Raw genomic sequence first — 25595 nt, 5'->3', positions numbered from 1 at the left:
GAGCCGACGACGCCGGATTAGCACAGCGGTAGTGCAGCGGTTTTGTAAACCGAAGGTCGGGGGTTCGATCCCCTCATCCGGCACCATTTCCTATCGTCTCGCCGTTTCGCCATGGGCACCAAAAGCCCGGCGCTGCGTTACAGTGGCGGAATGATCAAGGTCGCCAGCTATAATATCCGCAAGGGGATCGGCGCCGATCGCAGGCGCAATCCCGACCGCATCATGGATGTCTTGCGCGAGGTCGATGCCGACGTCATCGCCTTGCAGGAGGCGGACCGGCGCTTCGGTGACCGCGAAGGCGTCCTTCCCCTGCACCTGCTCGACGAGCACAGCGACTGGAAGCCCATCGTCTATGGCATGAAGGCTCGCTCGCTGGGCTGGCACGGCAATACGATACTGGTCCGCAAGTCGACACAGGTCCTGGACTACGAGGCGATCCACCTGCCCTCTCTGGAACCTCGTGGCGCCGTAATGGCCGATTTGTGGACGACGGGCGGGGTGATCCGTGTCGTGGGCATGCATCTCGACCTGTCCGGGCTGTGGCGGCGGCGGCAGGCGGCGGCGATCCTGTCCCACCTGTCGAGTTGCCTGCATCGCCATCCGACCGTGATGATGGGCGACCTCAACGAATGGACGCGCGGGGCCGGGTGCCTTCGCGATTTCTGCCGCGACTTCACCATGGCGGATACCGGGCCGAGCTTCCACGCGCGTCGGCCGATCGGACGACTCGATCGGATCATGGTGTCGTCCGACCTCCGCATCGCCGATTGCGGCGTTCACGCCAGCCCGACCTCGCGAAAGGCGTCGGACCATCTGCCGATCTGGGCCAGGATCGGATCGCGCTGATGCGCGAAAAGGAACTGCGGCTGGCGCTGGTCTGCTATGGCGGGATCAGCCTGGCCGTCTATATGCACGGCATCACCAAGGAAATCTGGCACGTCGTCCGCGCCAGCCGCGCCTCACATGAGGGCGATCCGCCCGCCTCGGCGGTCGATGCGGTCTATCACGATCTGCTCGACGAAATGGCGGAGCGGGGCGGCGTGCGGGTCCGCATCCTGGCCGACATCATCGCGGGGGCGAGTGCGGGTGGGATCAACGGCATCTTCCTGGGACAGGCCCTGTCCACCGGCCAGTCGCTCGATCCGCTGACCGACCTGTGGCTGGAAGCGGCGGATATCGAATCGCTGATCGCGCCCGACGCCGCCCCGACCTCGCGCTTTTCCAAGATGTGGGCACTCCCGATCGCGTGGATGGCGGCCGGGCGCAGCGGCGAGAGGGTCGAAGGGTTGGACGAGGAGACCCGCGAGGAGGTGCGGCGCAAGCTGGGCCACCTCGTCCGTTCGCGCTGGTTCGAGCCGCCCTTCGCCGCCGATGATTTCACCGCGCGTCTGCTGGAGGCGTTCGACCGGATGGCGGCGGCCCCGGTGGGCAAGAGGCTGTTGCCGCCCGGTCAGCCGCTCGACCTGTTCGTCACCGTCACCGATTTCACCGGCCAGCCGCAGCGGCTTCGGCTCCATTCGCCGGGCGAGGTGGTGGAGACCGAGCATCGCATGGTCGTGGACTTCACCGACCGTGGCGAGGGCAAGCTGGCGGCGGTTCCCGAACTGGTCTTCGCCGCGCGCGCGACCTCCAGCTTTCCGGGCGCCTTCCCACCTTTCACGGTTACCGAACTCGACCGTGTGCTGGCGACCCGCGACCAGCCCTGGCCGGAGCGGGATGAATTTCTCCGCCGCGTCCTTCCGCGTCATCATGCGGCGGGCGCGGCGGACAAGGCGGTGCTGATCGACGGATCGGTGCTGGTCAACGCCCCCTTTCGCCCCGCCATCGACGCGCTGGGTCGCCGTCCGGCCCGGCGACAGGTCGACCGGCGCTTCGTCTATATCGACCCCTTCCCCGGCATGCATTTCCGCCTTCCCGGCGGGGGCGAGCATCCCGGATTTTTCCAGACGATCATCGGCGCGATCAGCGAATTGCCCCGGCAACAGCCGATCCGCGACAATCTGGAAGCGATTGCCGCGCGCTCCGGCCGGATCGACCGGATGCAGGCGATCCTCGCCGCGATCCGCGAGGATGTGGAGCAGGAGATCGAGCAGCTTTTCGGTCGCACCTTCTTCCTCGACCGCCCCACCGCCGCCCGGTTGGCGTCGTGGCGTGTCCGCGCCCAGGCCGCCGCCGCCGCCAAGGCCGGGTTCGGCTATGCCGCCTATGGGCACCTGAAGGTCGCGGGCGTCATCGACTCGATCGCGACGATGCTGTCCGAGGCGATTGGTGAGGACGGAGCGCAACGACGCGCGCGGCTTCGCGCGATGGTCGAGCGGACGCTTGCCGCCCGCAGCGCCGATGGCGAGGCGATCAGCTTTACCGGCGGGCCGAGCAACGGCGCGAAGGCCTTTCTGCGCGGCTTCGACCTGGGTTTCCGCATCCGCCGGCTGCGGCTGCTCGCCCGCCGCCTTACCGAGTTGGAGGGCGAACATAGCGAAGCCGAACTCGCCCCGATCCGCGACGCCCTCTATGATTCGCTCGCGGAATATCTGGAGCGGCAGGGCGGAGGCGCTGACCACGATCTGGCCCAGGCGGTGCGTTCCGCGCGCGATCAGGGCGATGTCGTACTGGATCGCCTGGAGAAACGGCTCGACCTGATCCGGCTCGACGGAGAGACGGATACGCGGCTTGCAGGCGCGCTGGCCGGGCTCCCCCGTGCGGCGCGACGGACGCTGCTCCTGACCTATCTGGGCTTTCCCTATTTCGACGTCGCGACCCTGCCGCTTCTTCAGGGCGAAGGGCTGGGCGAGTTCGATCCGATCAAGGTCGATCGGATCGCGCCGGACGATGCGACCGCCATCCGTTCCGGCGGGGCGGAGGCGACGTTGAAGGGTATCCAGTTCCTGACCTTCGGCGCCTTCTTCAGCCGCAGCTATCGCGAGAACGACTATATCTGGGGGCGGCTGCACGGTGCCGAGCGGATGATCGACATCGCCGTGTCCACCCTGCCCCCGACGATCAAGCTGAAGCCGGGTGCGGTGGCCGCGTTCAAGCGGCGTGCGTTCCTGGCGATCCTGGACGAGGAGGAGGAACGCCTGACCGCGATCGGCCCCCTGATCGCCTCGCTTCGCCGTGAGATCGGCTGAAGGCTGGTCATGCCGGGACAACGCGGCTAGACCCCGACGCCAGTCGATGATCGACCGCGCATGGGTCGGCTCGACAGGGGTTAGGCGGAGAAGCGCATGCAGTTCCTGAAAATGCTGTTCTGGTGTCTGCTGGCCTTTCTGGCCGCGGCCTTCACGCTGGGGAACTGGACGACCGTGCCGATCCGGCTGGTCGGCGGACTGGTGGCGGACGTGAACCTGCCGCTGCTGCTGTTCCTGACCTTTCTGCTGGGGCTGGTGCCGACGCTGATCTGGCAACATGCGGCCCGATGGCGACTGCGACAGCGGCTGAACGCGAGTGAGCGGGCGCTCGCCGCCGCGACCGCGACGACCGAAACCGGCCCCTATGTCGCCCCGAACGATCCTGCCCCCCTCCCCATCCAGCCGACGGTCTGACCTTCCATGAGCAATCGCATCTATGTCGCGATCGATACGCCCGATCTGGCCCGTGCCCAGGCACTGGCGCAAAAGGTGCGCCATCATGTCGGCGGACTGAAGCTGGGGCTGGAATTCTTCTGTGCGCACGGTGCGACGGGCGTGCGCGAGATGGCGCATATCGGTCTGCCCGTCTTTCTCGACCTAAAGCTGCATGACATTCCCAACACCGTGGCGAAGGCAGTGCAGTCGCTCGGCCCCCTCGCGCCTGCGATCCTGACCGTCCATGCGGCGGGCGGTCGCGCGATGCTAGAGGATGCCAAGGCGGCGGCACCGACGGGAACCAAGGTGGTCGCGGTCACCATGCTGACCAGCCTGGATGCCAGCGACCTGTCCGACACCGGCGTCACGGGCGCCCCCGCCGATCATGTCCGCCGCCTCGCCGATCTGGCGGCGGAAGCGGGTGTCGACGGGATCGTCTGTTCGGGCGAAGAGGTCGCGGCGGTTCGCAAGGCGTGGCCCAAGGGCTTTTTTGTCGTCCCCGGCGTCCGCCCCGCGAACGGCCTGATCGGCGATCAGAAGCGCGTCGTCACGCCGCGCGCCGCGATCGATGCGGGCGCGTCGATCCTGGTCATCGGTCGCCCGATCACCCAGGCCGAAGATCCCGATGCCGCCGCACGGGCGATCGCCGCCACGCTGTAAGACGTTTCTCGACTCCTCCCACTCGGGAAAGCGATCATGCCGACCACTGCCAAGATTTGCGGACTGACGACGATCGCGACCCTCGATGCGGCATTGGGCGGCGGGGCCAGCCATGTTGGCTTCGTCTTCTTTCCCGCCTCGCCCCGGCATCTGACCTTCGACGTCGCCGCCGGGCTGGCGGGGCGCGTGCCCGATCATGTCCAGCGCGTCGGGGTTTTCGTCGATCCCGACGACCAGTTGCTCGAAGCCGCCGTCCGTGCGGGGATGCTGGACGCGATCCAGCTTCACCGCACCGCACCCGCCCGCGTCGCCGCGATCCGCGCGAAGTTCGACCGGGAGGTATGGGCCGCCGTCGCGATCAAGCAGCGCGCCGATGTCGACAAGGCCCGCGACTATGCCGGTGCCGCCACGCTGATCCTCTACGACGCCAAGACCCCGGACGACGCCTCGCTGCCGGGCGGCATGGGGCTGCGTTTCGACTGGAGCCTGCTCGACGGGGTTCGCCATCCCCTGCGCTGGGCTTTGTCGGGCGGGCTGGATGCGGGCAACGTCGCCGAAGCCATACGCCGGACCGGCACGCCGCTGGTCGATGTCTCCTCGGGCGTCGAGAGCGCGCCGGGCGTCAAGGATATGGACAAGATCGCCGCGTTCCTTAAAGCCGTTGCGACAAATCAGTGACAGGATCGTTTGCAGGGCACGCCCCGCCTACGCCCAAGGAATACGAGATGAACGCCCCCAACTCCTTCCGCGCCCAGCCCGACGAGCGCGGCCATTTCGGTGAATTCGGCGGCCGCTATGTCGCCGAGACGCTGATGCCGCTGATCCTCGACCTGGAGCGCGAATATCGCGCGGCGCAGGTGGACCCGGCCTTCAAGGCCGAGTTCGACGGGCTGATGACCCATTATGTCGGCCGTCCCAGCCCGATGTACTATGCCGAGCGACTGACCGAGATGTTCCGCGAGACCGCGCCCGAGGGCAAGGGCCCCAAGGTCTATTTCAAGCGCGAGGAACTGAACCACACCGGCGCGCACAAGATCAACAACTGCATCGGCCAGATCCTGCTCGCCAGGCGGATGGGCAAGACGCGGATCATCGCCGAGACGGGCGCGGGCCAGCATGGCGTCGCGACCGCGACTGTGGCGGCGCGCTTCGGCCTGCCCTGCACCATCTTCATGGGTGCGCGCGATATCGAACGGCAGGCGCCCAATGTCTTCCGCATGAAACTGCTCGGTGCGGAGGTTCGCCCGGTGACTTCGGGCGCGCAGACGCTGAAGGATGCGATGAACGAGGCGTTGCGCGACTGGGTCGCCAATGTCCACGACACCTTCTACATCATCGGCACGGCGGCGGGCCCGCATCCCTATCCGGAGATGGTCCGCGACTTCCAGTCGGTGATCGGCACCGAGTCGCGGGCGCAGATCCTGGAGGCGGAGGGTCGCCTGCCCGATCTGCTGGTCGCGGCGGTCGGCGGCGGATCGAACGCGATCGGGCTGTTCCATCCCTTCCTCGACGATCCCGACGTTGCGATGCTGGGGATCGAGGCGGCGGGCCATGGCCTTGCCACCACCCAGCACGCTGCCAGCCTGACCGGCGGCAAGCCCGGCATCCTGCACGGCAACAAGACCTATCTGTTGCAGGACGAGGACGGTCAGATCACCGAGGCGCACTCGATCTCGGCAGGCCTCGACTATCCGGGCATCGGGCCCGAACATAGCTGGCTGAACGACACTGGTCGCGTCGTTTATGAGGGGATCACCGACAGCGAGGCGTTGGAGGCATTCCAGCTCTGCTGCAAGATCGAGGGGATCATCCCCGCGCTCGAAAGCAGCCATGCGCTGGCGGGCCTGATCAAGCGTGCGCCGACGATGGACCGCGACCAGATCGCGCTCGTCAACATATCCGGTCGGGGCGACAAGGATATCTTCACCGTCGCCGACGCCATGGGAGTGAAGATGTGAGCCGGATCGCCGACCGTTTCGCCCGTTGCGCTCAGGCGGGCCGTGCCGCGCTGGTGACCTTCGTCACGGCGGGCGACCCGACGCCGGGCGATACCGCCGCGATCCTCGACGCGCTGGTCGAGGGCGGCGCCGATGTGATCGAACTGGGCATGCCCTTCACCGATCCGATGGCCGATGGCCCCGCCATCCAGAAGGCGAATATCCGCAGCCTGGGCGCGGGCACCCGCACCGCCGATGTGCTGTCGATCGCCTCCGCCTTCCGGGCGCGCCACCCGGAGGTGCCACTGGTCCTGATGGGCTATGCCAATCCGATGACGGTGCGCGGCCCCGAATGGTTTGCCAAGGCCGCCGCCGAAGCAGGTGTGGACGGTGTGATATGCGTCGACGTTCCCGCCGAGGAAGACGATGCGCTGGGCGTCGCTCTTCGCGCCGAGGGTGTCGCCTCGATCCGCCTCGCCACCCCGACCAGCGATGCCGCGCGCCTGCCGACGATTTTGACGGGCGCGGACGGCTTCCTCTATTACGTCTCGGTCGCCGGTATCACGGGGCAGCAACAGGCCGCGCAATCCTCGATCGAGGAAGCCGTGGCCCGGTTGAAGGCGGCGACGCATCTGCCGGTCGCGGTCGGTTTCGGCGTTCGCACACCCGAACAGGCGGCGGCGATCGGTCGCGTGGCGGATGGCGTCGTGGTCGGCTCGGCGATCGTCGATCTGGTCGGCGAGCATGGCGCCGCTGCGCCCGCGCCGGTCCGCGCCTATATTGAAACTCTGTCGTCGGCGCTGGCCGACGCCCGCAAGGAACTCGCATGAGCTGGCTCAACAGCGTCCGCAACGTCATCCCCTTCGTCGTCAAGAAGGAGACGCCCGACAATCTCTGGCACAAGTGCAAGGGATGCGGGCAGATGGTCTTCACCAAGGAGCTGGAAGACAATCTGAACGTCTGCCCGAAGTGCGACCATCATGATCGCATCGGGCCCAAGGTGCGTTTCCGCCATCTGCTGGACGAAGGCAGTTGCAGCGAACTGCCCGCCGCCAAGGTGCCGGAGGACCCGCTCAAGTTCCGCGATTCGAAGCGCTATGCCGATCGCCTGAAGGCCGCGCGGGTCAGCGCCGCCGAGACGGACGCGCTGATCAATGCGCGCGGCACGATCCTGGGCCACAAGGTCGTGGTCGGGGTTCAGGACTTCGCGTTCATGGGCGGATCGATGGGCCTGGCGGTCGGCGAGGCATTCGTGCGCGGCGTAGAAGCGGCGATCGCGGACCAATGCCCCTATGTCATCTTCACTGCCTCGGGCGGCGCGCGTATGCAGGAAGGCATTCTCAGCCTGATGCAGATGCCGCGCACCACGGTCGCGATCCAGATGCTGCACGATGCGGGCCTGCCCTATATCGTCGTGCTGACCGACCCGACCTCGGGCGGCGTGATGGCGGCCTATGCGATGCTGGGCGACGTGCAGATCGCCGAGCCCAAAGCGACTTTGGCCTTTACCGGTCGCCGGGTGATCGAGAACACGATCCGCGAAAAGCTGCCCGACGATTTCCAGACCTCGGAATATTATCTCGACCACGGGATGCTCGACATGGTCGTCCATCGCCGCGATCTGCGCGAGCGTCTGGCGACGGTCATCGGCTATCTGACGGCGTCGCGTCAGGCGGCCTGATCCGTCGCTTTTCACCGCATATAGCTTTAGAGGGGCGGGCCGAGAGGTCCGCCTCTTTCATATCATTTGCCAAGAGACCGGCCGATGCCCGACCATGCCCGTTCCGACCACCCGGCCGTCCAGACGCAACTCGATCGCTTATGGTCGCTGTCGCCGGGCGCGGACATATTGGGGCTGGAGCGGATCACGACATTGCTCGCCCGGCTGGGCGACCCGCACCATCATCTGCCCCCGGTGTTCCACGTCGCCGGGACCAACGGCAAGGGGTCGACCTGCGCCTTTCTGCGCGCGGCGATCGAGGCGTCGGGGCAGAGCGTCCATGTCTATTCCAGCCCGCACCTCGTCCGCTTCAACGAGCGTATCCGCATCAACGGCGCGCTGATCGGCGATGACGCGCTTGCCGCCATTCTGGACGAGGTGCTGGGTCATGCCGAAGGGATCGGCGCCAGCTTCTTCGAGGTGACCACGGCGGCGGCCTTCCTGTCCTTCGCCCGCACGCCCGCTGCGGCGGCGATCATCGAGGTGGGGCTTGGCGGACGTCTGGACGCGACCAACGTCCTGCCCCCGCCCGCCGTCTGCGGCATCGCGGCCCTCGGTGTCGATCACGAAGCGTTTCTGGGGCGGAGCCTGACCGGCATCGCACGGGAAAAGGCCGGGATCGCGAAGCCCGGCACGCCGCTCGTCATGATGGATTATCCCCGCACCTTGCAGGAGGCGATCGCGGAGGTGGCGGCGAGCGCGGGTGCGCCCGTGGTGACGCGGGGCCGTGACTGGTTCAGCCAGACGCACGGCCAGTCGGTCAAGTATCGTGACGAGCATTCCGAACTGACCTTGCCGCGTCCCGCACTGACCGGCGGGCACCAATCGCGAAATCTGGCCCTGGCGGTTGCCATGATCCGGCACCAGAAGGCGGTTTCCGTCCCGGAAGACGCCTTGCGAACCGCCGCGACGCAAGCGCGCTGGCCCGCCCGGATGCAGAAAATGCGCTCTGGCCCGCTCACCGCTCATCTGCCGGAGGGCAGCGAATGTTGGCTCGACGGCGCCCATAATCCCTCGGCGGCGACACCGGTGGCCCGCGCGATGACGGGCTGGCGATCGCAGGGGCCCAGCGCGCTGGTATTGGGCATGCTCGCGAACAAGGAGGCCGGGCCGGTTCTCCAGAAGCTCGGCGCGATGGTGGATGTGGTCGTGACGGTCCCCGTCCCCGATCACGCCAGCCACGAGCCGGAAGATCTCGCCGCACAGGCCCATGCCATGGGGATCGACGCCATCGCGGCTGGCGATCCGACGGAGGCGCTGGCGATCATCGCCGATCGTTTCCGCCAGCCTGCCCGTGTGTTGATCGCGGGTTCATTGTACCTTGCCGGACAGGTCCTCGCCCTGAACGATGAGGTGCCGGATTGATGCGACGAACGATCGTTGCCGATCGCCTTATTTGCGATTGACTATCAATAGCGAGCAATTAGCATGGGCTTCGTAATCACGGAGTCCCAGCCGATGGCCGAAACCACTACCCTTGCCACCACGCTTCCCCATATGCTTCCGGCCTGCCCCTATGCGCGGATCGCGCTGTTCGCGGTCCGGAGGATGGGCGCGCATGGGCTCTCCGACGCGCGCGCCGCGCATACCCTGTTCACCGTGTTCGGGCAGGATTTCCGGCGGCCGCTGCTCCTGATGCGGACGCTGATGGCCGACCTGGCGGCGCATGCCACGGGCCAGATCGCGATCGCGCCGTGCTGCTGCGCGCGGATGACGGCGGCGGAGGCGGCGCTGATCACCATCCTCGCGCAGATGGAAACCGCGCCGGAAAAGGCCCGCTTCCTGATGGCCGACCTGCTAGGCGTTCGGCGGGTCGACGGCGTGTTGGCGAGCGCGGCGGCGGTCAGCGCCGCCTTCGCCGACGAGGGGCGGCCGATCAGCTTCTGACCGGCTCCCCGCGACGGGCGTCGCCTTCCCCCTTGACGCCCGCGCTGCCGATCGAACGGTCGATCAATCCGGAACGTGCCATCCACCAGAACAGGATGACACCCGGCGCGGCGACCACGGTGGTCAGCAGGTAGAAATCGACATAGCCGAACCGCTCGACCAGCGCCCCCGCCGTTGTCCCGCTCAGAATCCGCCCCACGATGCTCGCCGCCGCCGAGATCAGGGCATATTGCGCGGCGGTGAAGCGCAGATCGGTCAGCGCCGAGAAATAGGCGACCACCGTCACCCCGCCGATACCGCTGGAGAAATTCTCGAACCCGATCGCGCCCGCCATGCCCCAGTTGGAATGGCCCAGCGCGGCAAGTCCCGCAAAGGACAGGTTCGACACCGCCATCAGGACCAGACTGATGAGCACCGACCGCTTCATGCCCAGCCGTGCATAGAGCAGGCCGCCGACGAACACGCCGATCAGCAAGGCCCAGAAGCCGACGCCGACATCGTAAAGCGCGATCTCATCCTTGCTGAACCCCAGATCATTGAACAGCAATCGGAAGGTCAGATTGGCAAGCGTATCGCCGATCTTGTGGACCAGAATGAAGGCCAGGATGATCGCCGCCCCCTGTCGCCGGAAGAACTCGGCAAAGGGTCCGACGACGGCACGCACGATGCCCTCGGTCGGGCGCTTCGCGGTGATTTCGCTATGCCGCGCGGGCTCGCCCATCAACAGGGCGGTCAGGACAGCGGGCAATGCGAAGGCGCAACTGACGAGATAGGCGACGCTCCACCCCGCGCGCGTCGCCACGACCAGCGACAGCGACGCGACCAGCGCCGATCCGATCCGCCAGCCATATTGGCCCATGCCCGCGCCCACGCCCAATTGGCGCGGTTCGAGAAGCTCGATCCGATAGGCGTCTATGACGATGTCGAAGGTCGCGCCCGCGACCCCCAGGGCGATCGCAGCCATTGCGGTCTGCGCCAGCGACACGCGCGGGTCGGTCAACCCCAGCCCGACCGCCGCCAGACATACCAGGCCGGCGACCACCAGCAGCCAGGACACCCGCTGGCCAAGCCGGTGAAGGACGGGAATCTTCACCCCCTCCACGATCCAGGCCCAGAGGAATTTGAAGTTATAGGCGAGGATGACGAGCGCGAAGGCCGTGACGCTCTTCTTTTCGATCCCGGCCTCCGCCAATCGGCTCGACAGGGTCGCGTTGATCATCGTCAGCGGGAAGGCGGAGGATATGCCCAGCGCCAGAGAGGCCAGCGGGGCCGCCTCGACATAGGGCCGTACTCCATCCAGCCACCGCGCACTCGCCATATGAAACCGATCCGCCCTATCGCAAAGCGCGGACCGTAGAGGGCTTGGCCGCGCCCGGCAACGGGGCGTCGATCAGGCGCGGGCGAACAGGCGAAATCCGGCGGGCAGACGGCCGGGCGATTTGCCGGTCCGCCGCTCCTCGATCGCCGCGATGGCACCCAGCAGTTCGCGGGAGCCATAGGGCTTCATCAGGATGCCCTCGGCCAGATCCTCCACCCCGTCGGGTGGCGTGCCGGTGAGGAACAGGACGGGGATGTCACGGGCGTGCGCGGCTCTGGCCACATCGACGCCGCTGCCGTCCGCCAGCCGGACATCCGCGAGCACCAGGTCGATGGCGGCGCCGCCCTCGATCAGAGTGACGGCCTTGCTGACCTGATCGACCGTGGCGACGATCTCGTAATCGGCATCGACCAGCACATGCTCGGTATCGAACGCGACCAGCGGTTCATCCTCGACCACGAGCAGCTTGACCAGCTGCCGCTTTTTCCGCCCGAAGAATTTCATCCCTCTATCGGCCCGTCTTTCTTGCCCCACTCCTCGCCGTAACGCTTTGTCCAGCCGAAACGACGCAATTAATTTCCTTTGGCCCATACCCTATGTATCAGCGTCGATCATGACATCAGATCAACGTATCGCCAAGCTGCTGGCCCGGGCCGGTGTCGCATCGCGTCGAGAGGTCGAGCGGATGATCGCCGAGGGGCGGATCGCTCTGAACGGCACGGTCATCGACACGCCCGCGACCCTGCTTTCCTCGCTCGATGGCGTCACGGTGGACGGCGACCCCGTCGCCGCGCCCGAGCCGACCCGGCTGTTCCTGTTCAACAAGCCGACCGGGCTTCTCGTGACCGAGCGGGATCCGATGGGGCGGCCGACCATCTATGATCGGCTTCCCGCAGGATTGCCCCGGCTGGTGCCCGTCGGACGGCTGGACGTGAACACCGAAGGGTTGCTGCTGCTGACCACCGACGGCGGGTTCAAGCGCCAATTGGAACTGCCCGCGACCGGCGTGGAGCGAACCTATCGCGCGCGTGCCTATGGCGAGGTGAGCCAGGCGCAGCTCGAGGAACTGATCCACGGCATCGAGATCGACGGCATCCGCTATGGCCAGATCGACGCCAATCTGGAGCGGCGGACAGGCGCCAATGTCTGGATCGAGATGACGCTGCGTGAGGGCAAGAACCGCGAAGTCCGCCGCGTCCTCGAGCATCTGGGCCTGCAGGTCAGCCGGTTGATCCGTCTGCGCTACGGTCCCTTCGTCCTCGAAGACCTGCCGGTCGGCGAAATCGGCGAGGTGAAGGGATCGGCGATCGTCGAGTTTCGCAGGACGCTGGAGGGCGGCATTCCCGCCGACGCCGTTCGTCCCACGCCACGCGCGGGCTTTCGTGCGCCGCCGACCCGGACGGCCCCGCCCCGCGCGCGCCCGGATCGTGACGATGGGGAGCGCCGCGATCGGACGTCCCGGCCCGCAGGCGCGGGCGGCGAGCGTCCCGCGCGTGACAGCCGGTTTGCCCCGAGCGAACGCCGTGGTGAGCGTCCGACCGGGCGGCCCACCTCTGGCGATCGGGCCAAGCCTTCCGCCAGCCGGGGAGCCGGGACACGTGAAGAGCGAGGCGAACGGCCCGCGCGCGGCGCCGGATCGCCGTCGGCGCGGCAAGACCGGTTCACGCCCCACAACCGTAGTGGCGAGCGCGGCAAGCCCTTCGCCAACCGCGCATCCGACGACCGCCCGCAGCGCGGCGAGCGTCCCGCACGCGGAAAGGGATCGCCATCCCCGCGACCGGACCGGTTCACGCCCAATGAGCGTGGCGGTGAGCGTCCGGCCGGGCGTCCCACCGGTGGCGACCGGGGCAAGCCCTTCGCCAAGCGTACGACCGACCAGCGCCCGGAACGCGGCGATCGGTCGGATCGCGGCGGCGCGTCCCCTTCGGCGCGGCCGGGTCGCCCCGCGCGTGACGGGCGGAGCAACAACCGACCGACCGGCGGACCTGGCGGTCGTCCGCGGGGAGGACGCTGATGCGAGTCATTGCCGGACAATGGCGGGGCCGCCCGCTGGTGGCGCCGAAGGGCGACGTGACCCGACCGACCGCTGATCGGACACGGGAGGCGCTGTTCTCCATGCTGACCGCCCGGCTGGGTGATTTCGAGGGGCTGGCGGTCGGCGACTTCTTCGCGGGTTCGGGCGCGCTGGGAATCGAGGCGCTGTCGCGCGGGGCCGGTTCGTGCCTGTTCGTCGAGCAGGATCGCAGCGCGCTGGATGCTCTCCGCGCCAATCTCGACAAGCTGGGCGCCAAGGGCGACGTTCGCGCCGCCTCGGTCATGGCGCTGGGGCCCGCGCGCCAGCCACTCGACCTGATCCTGATGGACCCGCCCTATGGCACCGGTGCGGGCAGCGTGGCGCTCGACAAGCTGGCGCGGCTCGGCTGGGTCGGCGCGGGCACCTGGGTGAGCATCGAGACCGCCAAGCAGGAAGAGATCGAGGTCGCGGGCTTCACCGTCGATGCCTCACGCATCCATGGCAAGGCGCGGCTGACCCTGTTGCGTCAGGCCTGAACGGTCCTTCCGCGCATCACGGCAAGCCCGGCGAGGCTGAGCAGACCGGCGGCGACCAGATAACCGCCGACCAAGTTCAGCCCGCCGCGCTCGGTCAGCGCCTGTGCGGCGATGGGCGCCAGCGCGCCGCCGATGATGCCGCCCAGATTGAACGTCATCGACACGCCGGTATAGCGCACCCCCGCCGGGAACAAGGCGGGCAGCCATCCGCCGAGCGGCCCATAGGCGAAGCCCATGACGAACAAGGCCAGCGCCAGCCAGACGAACACGACGGCCAGGGACCCCGCGCCCAGCATCGGCCCCATGATCAGCCCGACGAGCACGCAACCGGCGAAACCGAGCGCCAGCATCATCGGCGCGCCGCGTCGATCGGCCATCACGCTGGAGATGATGACGCCCAGCGCCAGGAACAGGATCGCGACGAGCTGAACGCCCAGAAATCCTTCGCGTGGATAGCCCAGCACGGTCGTGCCGTAGCCGAGCGCGAAGGCGGTCGCGAGATAGAAGATCGCGAAGCACGCGACCACGCCCCCCGTCCCCGCCAGCAACGCGCGGCCATGATCCTGCACCAGCGTGGCGAAGGGAATGCGGGGCAAGGCCTCGGTCCGCTTGGCCTCGGCGAAATCGGGTGTCTCGGTCAGGCGAAGCCGGACCCATAGCCCCAGGATCACCAGCACCGCGCTCGCCAGAAACGGCAGGCGCCAGCCCCAGGCGCGGAACTGCGCATCGGTCAGGATCAGGCCGAGCAGCAGGAAGAACCCGTTCGCCAGGATGAACCCCACCGGCGCACCCAGCGGCGGGAACATGCCCCAGGTGTTGCGGCGACCCGGCGGCGCATTCTCGACGGCGAGCAACGCCGCGCCGCCCCATTCTCCGCCCAGGCCAAGCCCCTGCCCCAACCGCGCCATGCAGAGCAGCAGAGGCGCGACCCATCCGGCCTGCGCATAGGTCGGGAGAAAGGCGATGGCGACCGTCGAACCGCCCATCAGCATCAGGCTGACCACCAGGGTCGACTTGCGCCCTACCCGGTCGCCGAAATGACCGAAGGCGATGGCACCAACCGGACGCGCGACGAAGGCCAGGCCGAAACTCGCATAGGACAGCAGCAACTGCGCCGTCGCGGACGACGCCGGAAAGAATAGCGGGCCGAAGACCAGCGCCGCCGCCGTCGCATAGATATAGAAATCATAGAATTCGACCGCCGTACCGGTCAGGCTGGCCAGCAGGATATGACGGTGCGACGGGGGCGATGCTTGGGTCATGCATCGCCCGTGCAGAAGCGGAACGGTTCCGTAAAGACCTATCCGGTCAAAATCGCCCGGATCGCGGGGCTCATCGCCGATTTAACGGCTCAGCACGCCCGCCAGCCCCAGCATCATCCAGTATAGCAGGCCCGACAGCAGCATCGCGGCGGGCAGCGTCAGGACCCAGGCGAGCACCATGTTGCGGATCGTCCGCACCTGAAGCCCCGCACCGTTCGCGACCGAGGCGCCCGCCACGCCCGAGGTCAGGATATGGGTGGTCGAGACGGGGCGGCCCATGAACTCCGCCATCAGAATGGTCGCCGCGGTCGTCAGTTCGGCGGCGGCTCCCATGCCATAGGTCAGATGGGTCTTGCCGATCCGCTCGCCGACCGTGACCACGATCCGCTTCCACCCGACCATCGTGCCCAGGCCCAGCGCCAGCGCGACCGTTACCTTCACCCATAGCGGGATATAGCGGGTGCCGCGCTCCAGTTCCTTGGCATAGCCGTCAAGCGACTCGATCTCGGTCGCGGTGAAGCGGCTCTTCGCCCCTTCGCTCTTGGTGATCATCCGCGTGGTATCGAGGACCAAATACATGTCGTTGCGCAGATTGGGCACGACGGCGGCCGGCACGCGGCTGAGCGCACCATAATTGCCGATCCGGTCGCCAATATCGCGGGAGAGAATGGCAAGGCCGGTATAGACTTCGGGTTTGTCGACCGCCTTCGCACGAACACCGGCGACGACCGCCGCGCGCGCCTGGTCGATCGAGGGGTTCGTGCCCGCACCATGCGCGGCATAGGCGGCAGAGGCGACCTGCGCACTCCGCACGAAGGCGGGCATGGCGCTCTCCGGCAAGGTGCGGTTCAACGCATAGGCCGTCGGCGCGCAGCCGATGAGGATCAGCATGACGAGCCCCATGCCCTTCTGCCCATCATTGCCGCCATGTGCGAAGCTGACCGCCGTGCAGGTGAAGATCAGCAGCGCACGGATGCCGCGCGGCGGCGGGGCGTTCCCCTCCGGCTCGCGATACAGGCGGTCGTTGCGGAGGAAACGCTTCATCACCAGCAACAGCAGCAGTGCACCTGCAAAGCCGATCAGCGGGCTGAACAACAGGGCCGACAGCACCTTCTGCACCTGAGCCATGTCCACGCCCGACGTGCCGGGAATATCGGACAATAGCTGGTTGGCGAGGCCCACGCCCAGGATCGATCCGATCAGCGCATGGCTGGACGAATTGGGCAGGCCGACCGCCCAAGTCGCCAGGTTCCACAGCACTGCCGCCAGCAGCAGCGCGAAGATCATCGCGAAGCCCGCCCCCGATCCGACATGGAGCATCAGATCGATCGGCAACAGCGTGATGATCGAATAGGCGACCGCCCCGGTCGAGAAGAGGACCCCGAGGAAATTGAAGAAGCCCGACCAGACGACCGCCAGCGGCGCGGGCATGGAATGGGTATAGATCACCGTCGCCACGGCGTTGGCGGTGTCGTGAAACCCGTTCACGAACTCGAACCCCAGCGCGATCAGCAGCGCCAGGCCGAGAAAGGCGAAGACGCCGATCGCCATCGGCTCGCCGACCCGGGCGGTATCGACGAGGATGCTATAGCCAGCGTAGCCGAGGCCGCCGACCAGCAGCCCGGCGAATATCCAGCGCCCCATGGGATGGAGTCCGGCATCGAGGCGCGGTCCGCGAGCGCGGGATTCGGATTGGCCACCGGCGAGCGCAAAACTTGTCATGACGATGCTGCGTTGCGCCCCCGAAGTGACACTTTGATGACGACGACCGCTATCGATTCCGGTCTGTCCCGCAAAGAAACACGACCGGGCGAGATGATGCATCGCCCGGTCGTCGGTTTCCTATGATCCTATTGATTGCTGGCGAGCGCGACCGGGGCCTGCGTCGTCAGCGCGGCGACCTTGATCGCGGCATCGGCGCGCATTTCCTTGCGGCACCGTGCCACGTCGGCGTTGATGATTAGGTCGGTGGTCATCGGACCGCAGGCGAGGGTCGTGGCATGACGGATACGAGCGTCCAGCATCGTGCGGTGATCCGCCCGACGCAGATCGAGATCGGCATGGGGGATAGCGGCGCTGACGGTCTGGCGCTCCGCTGCCTGGACGGAAGGCGCGAAAACAAGGGCCGCCAAGGCGACCGCGCAGAGATTCTTCATCGGTTTCAGCTCCTGCATCGGGTCATGCCCGTCACGGGTCCGTGGGTACATCGGAAGCACCCCGGTCCTCGTCGGCACGTAGCGCTCCCTAGGCGGGATGCGTGTAGCTTTCGCGTCTGGCGTGCGACGCCATGATGACGATTGCACCCCGGGCCGCGCGAAACATATGCTGCCCGTGGTTGCCCCGGCTGCAAACGTTCCCTAACTGTTCGCGATGACCGTTGCTTCTTCCGATCCCGCCGCGTCGCTGGCCGATTATCCCTATCTGCGGACGCTCAACCCGGCCCAGCGGGAGGCGGTGCTGACCACCGATGGCCCCGTGCTGGTGCTGGCGGGCGCGGGGACCGGCAAGACCGCGGCGCTGACCGCCCGGCTGGCGCATCTGCTCTATACGCGCAAGGCCTGGCCGTCGGAGATCCTGTCGGTGACCTTCACCAACAAGGCCGCCCGGGAAATGCGCGAACGTGTCGGGCGGCTGGTCGGCGATGCGGTGGAGGCGATGCCATGGCTTGGCACCTTCCATGCGATCGGTGCCAAGATGCTGCGCCGTCACGCCGAACTGGTCGGGCTGCAATCCAACTTCACCATTCTCGACACCGACGATCAGCTCCGGCTGCTCAAGCAGTTGATCATCGCGGCGGATATCGATGAGAAGCGTTTCCCGGCGCGGGCGCTGGGCGGCCTGATCGACGAGTGGAAGAACAAGGGGCTGGTCCCGGGCGACATCGACGCGGGCGAGGCGGAACGCTACGCCAACGGACAGGGGGCCGATCTCTACCGGCAATATCAGGACCGGTTGCGCAGTGTGAACGCCTGCGACTTCGGCGACCTGCTGCTCCATATGCTCACCATATTGAAGACGCATCGCGACGTGCTGGAGCATTATCAGCAGCGCTTTCGCTACATCATGGTGGACGAGTATCAGGACACCAACAGCGTCCAGTATCTGTGGCTGCGGTTGCTGGCCCAGGCGCGCAAGAACATCGCGTGCGTCGGCGATGACGACCAGTCCATCTACTCGTGGCGCGGCGCGCAGGTGGAGAATATCCTGCGGTTCGAGCGGGACTTTCCCGGGGCGAAGGTCATCCGGCTGGAGCAGAATTACCGTTCGACGCCGCATATCCTGGGTGCGGCATCGGGGGTGATCGCGAATAATGGCGGACGGCTGGGCAAGACGCTGTGGACCGAACTCGACGTCGGCGAGAAGGTGCGTGTGCTCGGCGTCTGGGACGGTCCCGAGGAAGCGCGGCGCGTCGGCGAGGAGATCGAGGCGGCAAAGCGCTCCGGCACCTCTTACGGCGATATCGCGATCCTCGTCCGTGCCTCGCACCAGACCCGCGAGTTCGAGGACCGGTTCATCGCGATCGGCCTGCCCTATCGGATCGTCGGCGGTTTCCGCTTCTACGAGCGCGCCGAAATCCGCGATGCGCTCGCCTATCTGCGCATCGTCAACCAGCCATCGGACGATCTGGCGTTCGAGCGGATCGTCAACGTTCCCAAGCGGGGACTGGGCGACAAGGCGCTGGCGAAGATCCACCAATTGGCGCGGGCGGAGGGGTTGCCGCTGACCATCGCATCGGCGCGCATCCTCGATACCGATGAACTGACCCCGCAGGCGCGGCGGAGCCTGGGCAATCTGATCGGCGATATCGCCCGCTGGCGCGACATGGCGCGCGACCTCGCCCATCCCGAACTGGCGCGGCAAATGCTGGACGAGAGCGGCTATACCGCCATGTACCAGAACGAGAAGTCGGCCGAGGCCGCCGGGCGGCTGGAGAACCTGTCCGAACTCGTCCGCGCGATGGAGGATTACGAATCGCTCGGCGCGTTCCTGGAGCATGTCTCGCTGGTAATGGACCGCGATGGCGACCAGCGCGAGCCCGAGGTGACGATCATGACGATCCACGCCGCCAAGGGGCTGGAGTTCGACACGGTGTTCCTGGCCGGATGGGAGGAAGGACTGTTCCCCTCGCAACGCGCGATCGACGAGGGCGGTACGCGCAGCCTGGAGGAGGAGCGCCGCCTGGCCTATGTCGCCATCACCCGGGCGCGGCGCAAGGCGGTCATCCTCCACGCCGCCAACCGCCGCATCTATGGTCAATGGACCTCCAGCCTGCCCAGCCGCTTCGTCGGCGAATTGCCGCCTGAGCATATCGACAGTGAGACGAGCATGACCGGCGGCGAAAGCCTGTGGCGCGCCAACTGGTCCGAACATGCCGACCCCTTCGCCGATGTCGGTCGGGGCACCGGGCGGGGGCCGGGATGGCAGCGTGCGGCGACCAGCCAGAACTCACTCCAGGGTCGCCCAGCCCGCGTGGTCGAGTCGCGTGCGCCGTCCGTGGGCCTGGGCCAGAAGGGGCGTGACGACCTGAGCCTGGGAGAACGGGTGTTCCACCAGAAATTCGGCTATGGTCAGATCGCGGCGATCGAGGGCAATAAGCTGGAGATCGACTTCGAACAGGCGGGTCGCAAGCGGGTGATGGACAGTTTCGTCACCAAGGGGTGATGCACCCCCGACGCCGTTCAGGAACCATATCAATTCGTGTCCGTATCGGTCGCACGGCCCGATTGTCCGGGCATGGAGGATAGGATCGATGGACTTTCGTTGTCTGGCCATCGCAGCAATCTCGACCGCCGTCGTCATCACGGCCGTTCCCGCCACCGCGCAATCCGCCGCCGACGATGTGCGGTTTCGCGCGGCGCAGGCGCGGTTCGACCGGGAATATCAAATCTATCGGCAGGAGGTGGACCTGTATCAGTCCCGGCGCGACCGGGGCGGATATGACGATGGCGACTATCGCCCCGCTCCGCCGCCGCCCGGAGGCCCCGGCGGATATCGCGTCGCCCCGCCGCGTCCCGCGGATGGCTATGACGGCAATGGCGAGCCCTATTACGATCCGGTCGGCGACTATCGTGACGGCCCGCAATATCGGGAGCGCGTGCTCCAGCCGCAGGACCGCGTCTATGCCGGGACCGATGGCCGCTATTATTGCCGCCGTTCGGACGGGACGACCGGCCTGATCATCGGCGGTGCGGCCGGTGGTATCCTCGGCAATCTGGTCGGTGGTCGCAGCAGCACGATCGCGACGCTGCTAGGTGCTGCGGGCGGCGCGCTGGCCGGTCGCTCGATCGACCAGAACCAGGTCCGCTGTCGCTGACGGGACCGGCGCCGCACTCCGTCTTCGGAGCGCGGCACCATCCGAATGAGGTCAGGCCGGCTCGACCATCATGAGAGCGGCATTCTGATACTTTTCCGCCTCACGCTCGAACAGCGAACTGGCGGCGAAGCGACGCGGCGTCAGACGTAGAGAACCCAAGCCCGCCAGCTTGAACGTCCCCATCTTCTCCTCACGCGGTGGCTTGCCATCGCGCTCGATCGTCGTCGCATCGACGTAAAGTTCGTCGTGGCGGGTGAAGATCACGTGCGGCGCCAGCACCACCTCGCCGCGATTGTACAAGGCAGACACTGCCTGCATCTTGACGATCGCTTCGAAGATGATGGCGGGAGCGCCAGCCGCCGGCTCAGCCGGACGGCGCTCGGTCGTCGTCATATCGGTCATGCCCTGCATTTGCCCATCCTGCCGCAATGCAGCAAGAAGATTATTGCCGCATACGTCATACGGGAAAGGGCCGGGCGGTACTACCCGCCCGGCCGCCGACCTCAACGCTTGGGCGTGTCCATCAGCTTCTGCGCGAAATAGACCATCTGCTGCGCGTTCAGCCGCGCCCCTTGCGCGATATCCGCATCGCCCGAATGGCCGCCCGCCGTGTCTTCGTAGAAGAGATAGGGGATGCCATATTCCGCCAGCCGCGCGGCGAACTTGCGCGCATGCTGCGGCCCGACCCGGTCATCCTTGGTCGTCGTCCAGATATAGGGTTCGGGATAGGCGACCCCTTTACGGATATTGGCATAGGGCGAAATCCCGCGGAGGAACGCGGCCTCTTCGGGCACGTCGATCGAGCCATATTCGTCTTTCCACGAATCGCCCGCCGCGATCTTCTGGTAACGGACCATGTCGAGCAACGGCACCTGGATCGTCACCGCCTTCCACAATTCGGGATGCTGGGTCAGTTCGACACCCATCAGCAGCCCGCCATTCGACCCGCCATAGATGCCCAGCTTCTGTGCGCTGGTGATGTGCCGCGCGAACAGGTCCTTCGCGACCGAGGCGAAATCGTCATAGATGATCTGGCGCTTGGTCTTGCGACCCGCGTCATGCCATTTCGGTCCGAATTCGCCGCCGCCCCGGATATTGGCGAGCACGAACGCCCCGCCCCGCTCGGTCCAGATCTTGCCGGTCGCGCCGAGATAGGTGGGCAGCCGGGCGATCTCGAACCCGCCATAAGCGGTCATCAGCGTTGGCGTGGTGCCGTCCAGCTTCGCGCTCTTGGGAAGGACGACGAAATACGGGATCTTCGTCCCGTCGGTGGACGTCGCCTCATATTGATGAACGGTGGTGTCGGCCGCATCGAACCGAGCGGGCAGAGTCTTGAGCACCTGCGGCGCGGCGGCGCGACCCGCATCGAAGCGCGATAGCACGGTCGGCGTCGTGAACCCCGCCGTCGTGAGATAGACGATATCCGAACGATCGCTGGTGCTGACCACATCGACCGCCATATTATCCGGCACCTGGACCGCCGTGGACACCCAAGCCGCGCCCTGCGGCGAGAACACGCTCGCACGGCCCCGGACATTGTCGATATAGGTGACTACCACCCGGTCCCTGGTGGTCGTGACGCCTTCCACCGCCTGCCGATCGGTCGGCGTGAACAGCGCGCGCGGCGCGATCCGCCCCGCTTCCAGTTCGGACAGCGGCGCCCATACCACCGAGCCCGCCGGATGCTCGCCCCAGGGGTCGCTGGTCTGAAAGATCACGCGCCCGTCGACCATGCCGGACGGAAAGGCGCGCGCGGGCATGGCGATGGGCTTCGCTCCGCCCGTCGGCGTCCAGAACAGCTTGTCGCCGCCGAAGAAGGTCTGCCGCCGCTCGATCACCACGGCACGGTTGCCCTTCGCATCGGTCAACACGCTGGCATAGGTGCCGAGTTCGTCCGAGGGCTCGCCCCGGAAAATCTCAGTCGCCTGCGACAGGGGGGCGCCGCGCTTCACCATCTTCACGACGAAGGGATAGCTGGACTTGGTCAGCGTGCCCTGCCCCCAGTCGCGGCTGACCAGCAGCGTATCCTTGTCCAGCCACGCCGCGCCCTGCTTCGAGGTCGGCAGGCGGAAGCCGTCCGGCACGAACTGTCCGGTTTCCATGTCGAATTCGCGATATTCGATCGCGTCCTCACCGCCCTCGGACAGCGCGACCAGGCAGAGACGCTCCTCGGGGCTGAGGCAGTTGACGCCCTTCCACACCCATTTCTTGCCCTCCGCCTTGCTTAGCGCGTCGAGGTCGAGCAGCGTCGTCCATTTCGGATCTGGCGAGGCATAGTCGGCCTCGGTCGTCCACCGCCACAGGCCCTGGGGATGATCGGCATCGCGCCAGAAATTGACGATCCGGCCATACATCTGGCCCGGCATCGGAATGCGATCCTTGGCAGAGGCGATGGCCAATGCCTCGCCATAGAAGGTCCGATAGCGCGGATCGTTCTGAAGCCGCGGCAGGGTCTTGGCATTCTCCGCCTCCACCCAGGACAGGGCCTTGGCGCCGTCCTTGTCCTCCAGCCAGATATAGGGATCATTCTCGGTCATCTGGTTCGTCTGCGCCATCGCCGCTCCCGTCGCAATCTGGCTGGCGAACATCGATCCCGCCAGCATCCACCGCCATCCCCGCATCCGTTACGCTCCGTCCTATGCTCCGATGGGCGGGAATGTGACTTCATCACGCGATACTGGCAATGCGTTACGGCAGCTTTATTGTCGTTGCGGCCTTAGCACCGGGAAGAACGACGAAAATCGAAGCGTCGATCGACATGTGCTGCCACCGCCCGGACGGAACGGCTTATCGGGCGGCCCGTTCACGTCGCACCTTTCCCGCACGAATGCTCAGGAGCAGACGATGCCATATGTGAAGACGCGCGACGGTACCGACATTTATGTCAAGGATTGGGGCGAGGGTCGTCCCGTCGTCCTGCTCCATGGCTGGCCGCTGTCCGCTGATATGTGGGACGCGCAGATGATGGCACTGGCCGAGGCGGGTTTCCGCGCGATTGCCTATGACCGTCGCGGCTTCGGGCGTTCGGGCCAGCCCTGGTCGGGCTATGACTATGACACGCTGTCGGACGATCTGGCCGATGTGCTGGAGGCGACGGGGGCACAGGATGCGGCGGTCATCGGCTTCTCGATGGGTGGCGGCGAAGTCGCGCGCTATATGAGCCGTCACGGCGGCAAGGGCGTGATCGCCGCCGGTCTGATCGCCTCGGTCGTGCCTTACATGCCCAAGACCGATGACAACCCCCAGGGCACCGACCAGTCGGTATTCGACCAGATCGGCCAGGGCCTGCGCAATGATCGCGCGCATTTCCTGCGCCACACCTTCTTCAAGCAGTTCTTCGGCGTCGGCTATATCACCAGCCCGGTCAGCGACGAGGTGCTCGACTGGGCGACCAGCGTCGCGATGCAGGCGGGGCTCAAGCCCACTTTGGCCTGTGCGGAAGCGTTCAGCCAGACCGACTTCCGTCCCGACCTGCCCGCCTTCCGCGTGCCGACCCTGATCGTCCACGGCACCGGCGACCAGACCGTGCCGATCGACCCGGCGGGGCGCGCGGCGGCGGCGGGCATCGCCCATTCGCAGTTGGTGGAATATGACGGCGCGCCGCACGGCCTGAACGTCACGCATGGCGATCGCCTGACCAGCGACCTGCTGACCTTCCTGGGTCGATGACAGGGAAAGGGCGGCCTTTCGCGGGCCGCCCTTCTCATTTCAGTGGAACGATGACCTCGTCCGGATGGGCGACGTTCAGTTCCTTGCGCACCATCTCGTCCACCATGTCTGGATTGGCATGGTCGGGATCGAGCAGAGCGACGCGGTTCTTCAATACCGTCCGCTTCTTGTCGAGCGCGGCATAATCCTGCTCACGCTTCACCAGCTGGCGCTGATACTCGCCATAAGCGAGCAGACCGTTGCGCCCCAGCACCGCATAGGCACCGAAGAACGCGACGATGGTCAGACCAAGGGCGGGCAAGGCTGCCCGCCGCATGGTCCGCATGAAAGGCGTCGACTTTCTGGTCACAGCGGCCATTGTCGTACCGACGCCCCTCGATTTCAAGCGCGGATCAACACGTCACGGCCCGCATAGCGCGCCGCATCGCCCAGCTCCTCCTCGATACGGATCAGCTGATTGTACTTGGCGAGCCGGTCCGAACGCGCGAGACTGCCCGTCTTGATCTGACCGCAGTTGGTGGCGACCGCCAGATCGGCGATGGTCGAATCCTCGGTTTCGCCCGAACGGTGCGACATGACGGCGGTGTAGCGCGAACGCTGCGCCAGCGACACGGCCTCCAGTGTCTCGGTCAGCGTGCCGATCTGATTGACCTTGACCAGCAGCGAGTTGGCATAGCCGCCGTCGATACCCTGCTTCAGACGCTTCGGGTTGGTGACGAACAGGTCGTCGCCGACCAGCTGGACCTTGTCGCCGATCAGGTCGGTCAGCGCCTTCCAGCCTTCCCAATCATCCTCGGCCATGCCGTCCTCGATCGACAGGATCGGATAGCGGCGGGTCAGGTTGGCGAGATATTCGGCCATCTCATGGCTCGACAGGATCTTGCCCTCGCCCGAGATATTGTACTTGCCGTCCTTGAAGAACTCGGTCGCCGCGCAGTCGAGCGCGATCATCACGTCGTCGCCCGGCTTGTACCCGGCCTTCTCGACCGAAGCCATGATGAAGTCGAGCGCTTCGGTGGTCGAGGCGATGTTAGGGGCGAAACCGCCCTCGTCGCCCACGCCGGTCGCCAAGCCCTTTTCGTGCAGCGCCTTCTTCAGCGTGTGGAAGATTTCCGAGCCGCAGCGGACCGCCTCCATGATGCTGTCCGCCCCAACGGGCATGATCATGAATTCCTGGAAGTCGATCGGATTGTCGGCATGCTCGCCGCCGTTGATGATGTTCATCATCGGCACGGGCAGCAGATGGGCCGAGACGCCGCCGACATATTTGTATAGCGGCAGGCCACGCGCTTCCGCCGCGGCCTTAGCCGCCGCCAGGCTGACGCCCAGGATCGCGTTGGCACCCAGGCGGCCCTTGTTCTCGGTGCCGTCCAGCTCGATCATCGTACGGTCGAGATCGGCCTGATCCTCGGCGTCGAGGCCGATGATGGCGTCGGCGATCTCGTCATTCACCGCCTCGACAGCGGCTTCGACGCCCTTGCCCATCCAGCGGCTCTTGTCGCCGTCACGCTTTTCGACCGCCTCATGCGCGCCGGTCGACGCGCCCGAGGGCACGGCCGCACGGCCGAAACTGCCGTCTTCGAGCAGAACGTCCACCTCGACCGTGGGATTGCCACGGCTGTCCAGGATCTGGCGCCCGTGGATGTCGATGATTGCGGTCACGTAACGATGCTCCTACATCAGCCTTGAAGGTCTCGGCGCGGCTCTAACCTGTG

The 25595-nt window shown here is 66.5% G+C and carries 24 protein-coding genes and 1 tRNA gene; 16 read left to right on the top strand and 9 right to left on the bottom strand.

Translation table 11 applies throughout. The features are described from left to right. Positions 1-11: 11 nt before the first annotated feature. From SM191_RS08085 to SM191_RS08035, 11 genes are all read left to right on the top strand, one after another. A tRNA-Thr gene (locus SM191_RS08085) sits at positions 12-86 on the top strand. Between the two features lie 64 nt (positions 87-150). Continuing rightward, positions 151-846 (top strand): endonuclease/exonuclease/phosphatase family protein, encoded by a 696-nt coding sequence (locus SM191_RS08080; RefSeq protein WP_341505730.1) that lies wholly within the window; start codon positions 151-153, stop codon positions 844-846. Then, a complete protein-coding gene (locus SM191_RS08075) occupies positions 846-3128 on the top strand; it encodes a patatin-like protein (RefSeq protein WP_341505729.1) in 2283 nt (760 codons plus the stop codon). The genes SM191_RS08080 and SM191_RS08075 overlap by 1 nt, the downstream gene beginning before the upstream one ends. Before the next feature lie 96 nt (positions 3129-3224). Next, positions 3225-3542, top strand: coding sequence for a hypothetical protein (locus SM191_RS08070; RefSeq protein WP_341505728.1), 318 nt, complete (start codon positions 3225-3227; stop codon positions 3540-3542). Positions 3543-3548: 6 nt separating this feature from the next. Continuing rightward, positions 3549-4223, top strand: a complete 675-nt coding sequence (gene pyrF, locus SM191_RS08065; protein ID WP_341505727.1) for an orotidine-5'-phosphate decarboxylase — start codon at positions 3549-3551, stop codon at positions 4221-4223. A 36-nt stretch (positions 4224-4259) separates the two neighbouring features. Further along, positions 4260-4901 (top strand): phosphoribosylanthranilate isomerase, encoded by a 642-nt coding sequence (locus SM191_RS08060; protein ID WP_307000597.1) that lies wholly within the window; start codon positions 4260-4262, stop codon positions 4899-4901. A 47-nt stretch (positions 4902-4948) separates the two neighbouring features. Further along, a complete protein-coding gene (gene trpB, locus SM191_RS08055) occupies positions 4949-6181 on the top strand; it encodes a tryptophan synthase subunit beta (protein ID WP_341505726.1) in 1233 nt (410 codons plus the stop codon). Next, positions 6178-6990: a tryptophan synthase subunit alpha gene (gene trpA / locus SM191_RS08050; protein WP_341505725.1), complete on the top strand. Its 813-nt coding sequence runs from the start codon at positions 6178-6180 to the stop codon at positions 6988-6990. Before trpB ends, trpA begins: the two co-directional genes overlap by 4 nt. Further along, positions 6987-7841 (top strand): acetyl-CoA carboxylase, carboxyltransferase subunit beta, encoded by an 855-nt coding sequence (accD, locus tag SM191_RS08045; protein ID WP_307000603.1) that lies wholly within the window; start codon positions 6987-6989, stop codon positions 7839-7841. The genes trpA and accD overlap by 4 nt, the downstream gene beginning before the upstream one ends. An 84-nt stretch (positions 7842-7925) precedes the next feature. After that, entirely contained in the window at positions 7926-9245 is a 1320-nt protein-coding gene (locus SM191_RS08040; protein WP_341505724.1) for a bifunctional folylpolyglutamate synthase/dihydrofolate synthase, read from the top strand. A 93-nt stretch (positions 9246-9338) separates the two neighbouring features. Then, positions 9339-9767, top strand: a complete 429-nt coding sequence (locus SM191_RS08035) for a DUF6628 family protein (RefSeq protein ID WP_307000606.1) — start codon at positions 9339-9341, stop codon at positions 9765-9767. Here the strand turns inward: SM191_RS08035 and SM191_RS08030 are convergent. Further along, positions 9757-11085 (bottom strand): AmpG family muropeptide MFS transporter, encoded by a 1329-nt coding sequence (locus SM191_RS08030; protein ID WP_341505723.1) that lies wholly within the window; start codon positions 11083-11085, stop codon positions 9757-9759. The genes SM191_RS08035 and SM191_RS08030 overlap by 11 nt on opposite strands. Before the next feature lie 72 nt (positions 11086-11157). Further along, the gene (locus SM191_RS08025; protein WP_267433349.1) at positions 11158-11589 is read right to left on the bottom strand and encodes a response regulator; all 432 of its coding nucleotides are present in this window, start codon (positions 11587-11589) and stop codon (positions 11158-11160) included. 109 nt (positions 11590-11698) lie between these two features. Here SM191_RS08025 and SM191_RS08020 point away from each other — a divergent pair, with 109 nt between their 5' ends. Together SM191_RS08020 and rsmD are read left to right on the top strand one after the other, a co-directional pair. Further along, positions 11699-13099, top strand: a complete 1401-nt coding sequence (locus SM191_RS08020; protein ID WP_341505722.1) for a pseudouridine synthase — start codon at positions 11699-11701, stop codon at positions 13097-13099. Continuing rightward, positions 13099-13635: a 16S rRNA (guanine(966)-N(2))-methyltransferase RsmD gene (rsmD, locus tag SM191_RS08015; protein ID WP_307000615.1), complete on the top strand. Its 537-nt coding sequence runs from the start codon at positions 13099-13101 to the stop codon at positions 13633-13635. Before SM191_RS08020 ends, rsmD begins: the two co-directional genes overlap by 1 nt. Here the strand turns inward: rsmD and SM191_RS08010 are convergent. From SM191_RS08010 to SM191_RS08000, 3 genes are all read right to left on the bottom strand, one after another. Next, entirely contained in the window at positions 13626-14897 is a 1272-nt protein-coding gene (locus tag SM191_RS08010; protein ID WP_307000617.1) for an MFS transporter, read from the bottom strand. The genes rsmD and SM191_RS08010 overlap by 10 nt on opposite strands. Positions 14898-14978: 81 nt before the next feature. Continuing rightward, a complete protein-coding gene (locus tag SM191_RS08005; protein WP_341505721.1) occupies positions 14979-16541 on the bottom strand; it encodes an inorganic phosphate transporter in 1563 nt (520 codons plus the stop codon). Between the two features lie 206 nt (positions 16542-16747). Beyond that, positions 16748-17071 carry a UrcA family protein gene (locus tag SM191_RS08000; RefSeq protein ID WP_341505720.1) on the bottom strand — a complete coding sequence of 108 codons (324 nt, stop codon included), beginning with the start codon at positions 17069-17071 and terminating at the stop codon, positions 16748-16750. A gap of 196 nt (positions 17072-17267) precedes the next feature. Here SM191_RS08000 and SM191_RS07995 point away from each other — a divergent pair, with 196 nt between their 5' ends. Together SM191_RS07995 and SM191_RS07990 are read left to right on the top strand one after the other, a co-directional pair. After that, positions 17268-19559 carry an ATP-dependent helicase gene (locus SM191_RS07995; protein WP_341505719.1) on the top strand — a complete coding sequence of 764 codons (2292 nt, stop codon included), beginning with the start codon at positions 17268-17270 and terminating at the stop codon, positions 19557-19559. 88 nt (positions 19560-19647) lie between these two features. Beyond that, on the top strand, positions 19648-20211 hold the full coding sequence (locus SM191_RS07990) for a glycine zipper 2TM domain-containing protein (RefSeq protein ID WP_341505718.1): 564 nt from the start codon (positions 19648-19650) through the stop codon (positions 20209-20211). A gap of 51 nt (positions 20212-20262) precedes the next feature. On the opposite strand, the gene SM191_RS07985 is transcribed toward SM191_RS07990, so the two are convergent. Both SM191_RS07985 and SM191_RS07980 read right to left on the bottom strand, forming a co-directional pair. Then, complete coding sequence (locus SM191_RS07985) at positions 20263-20622, bottom strand: hypothetical protein (RefSeq protein ID WP_373461773.1); 360 nt, start codon at positions 20620-20622, stop codon at positions 20263-20265. 92 nt (positions 20623-20714) lie between these two features. Next, positions 20715-22832, bottom strand: a complete 2118-nt coding sequence (locus tag SM191_RS07980; RefSeq protein WP_341505717.1) for a prolyl oligopeptidase family serine peptidase — start codon at positions 22830-22832, stop codon at positions 20715-20717. A 223-nt stretch (positions 22833-23055) separates the two neighbouring features. On the opposite strand from SM191_RS07980, the gene SM191_RS07975 reads away from it, so the two are divergent. Continuing rightward, positions 23056-23880 carry an alpha/beta fold hydrolase gene (locus tag SM191_RS07975; protein ID WP_341505716.1) on the top strand — a complete coding sequence of 275 codons (825 nt, stop codon included), beginning with the start codon at positions 23056-23058 and terminating at the stop codon, positions 23878-23880. A 34-nt stretch (positions 23881-23914) separates the two neighbouring features. Here the strand turns inward: SM191_RS07975 and SM191_RS07970 are convergent, their stop codons facing one another. Together SM191_RS07970 and eno are read right to left on the bottom strand one after the other, a co-directional pair. Further along, on the bottom strand, positions 23915-24205 hold the full coding sequence (locus SM191_RS07970; protein WP_267433339.1) for an FtsB family cell division protein: 291 nt from the start codon (positions 24203-24205) through the stop codon (positions 23915-23917). Between the two features lie 56 nt (positions 24206-24261). Continuing rightward, positions 24262-25542 (bottom strand): phosphopyruvate hydratase, encoded by a 1281-nt coding sequence (gene eno, locus SM191_RS07965; RefSeq protein ID WP_341505715.1) that lies wholly within the window; start codon positions 25540-25542, stop codon positions 24262-24264. Positions 25543-25595 lie beyond the last annotated feature (53 nt).

Source organism: Sphingomonas sp. 2378, from assembly GCF_038084995.1.
Lineage (GTDB): Bacteria > Pseudomonadota > Alphaproteobacteria > Sphingomonadales > Sphingomonadaceae > Sphingomonas.
Note: the sequence above shows the minus strand (reverse complement) of the source record. Positions and strands in the feature narration are given on the sequence as shown.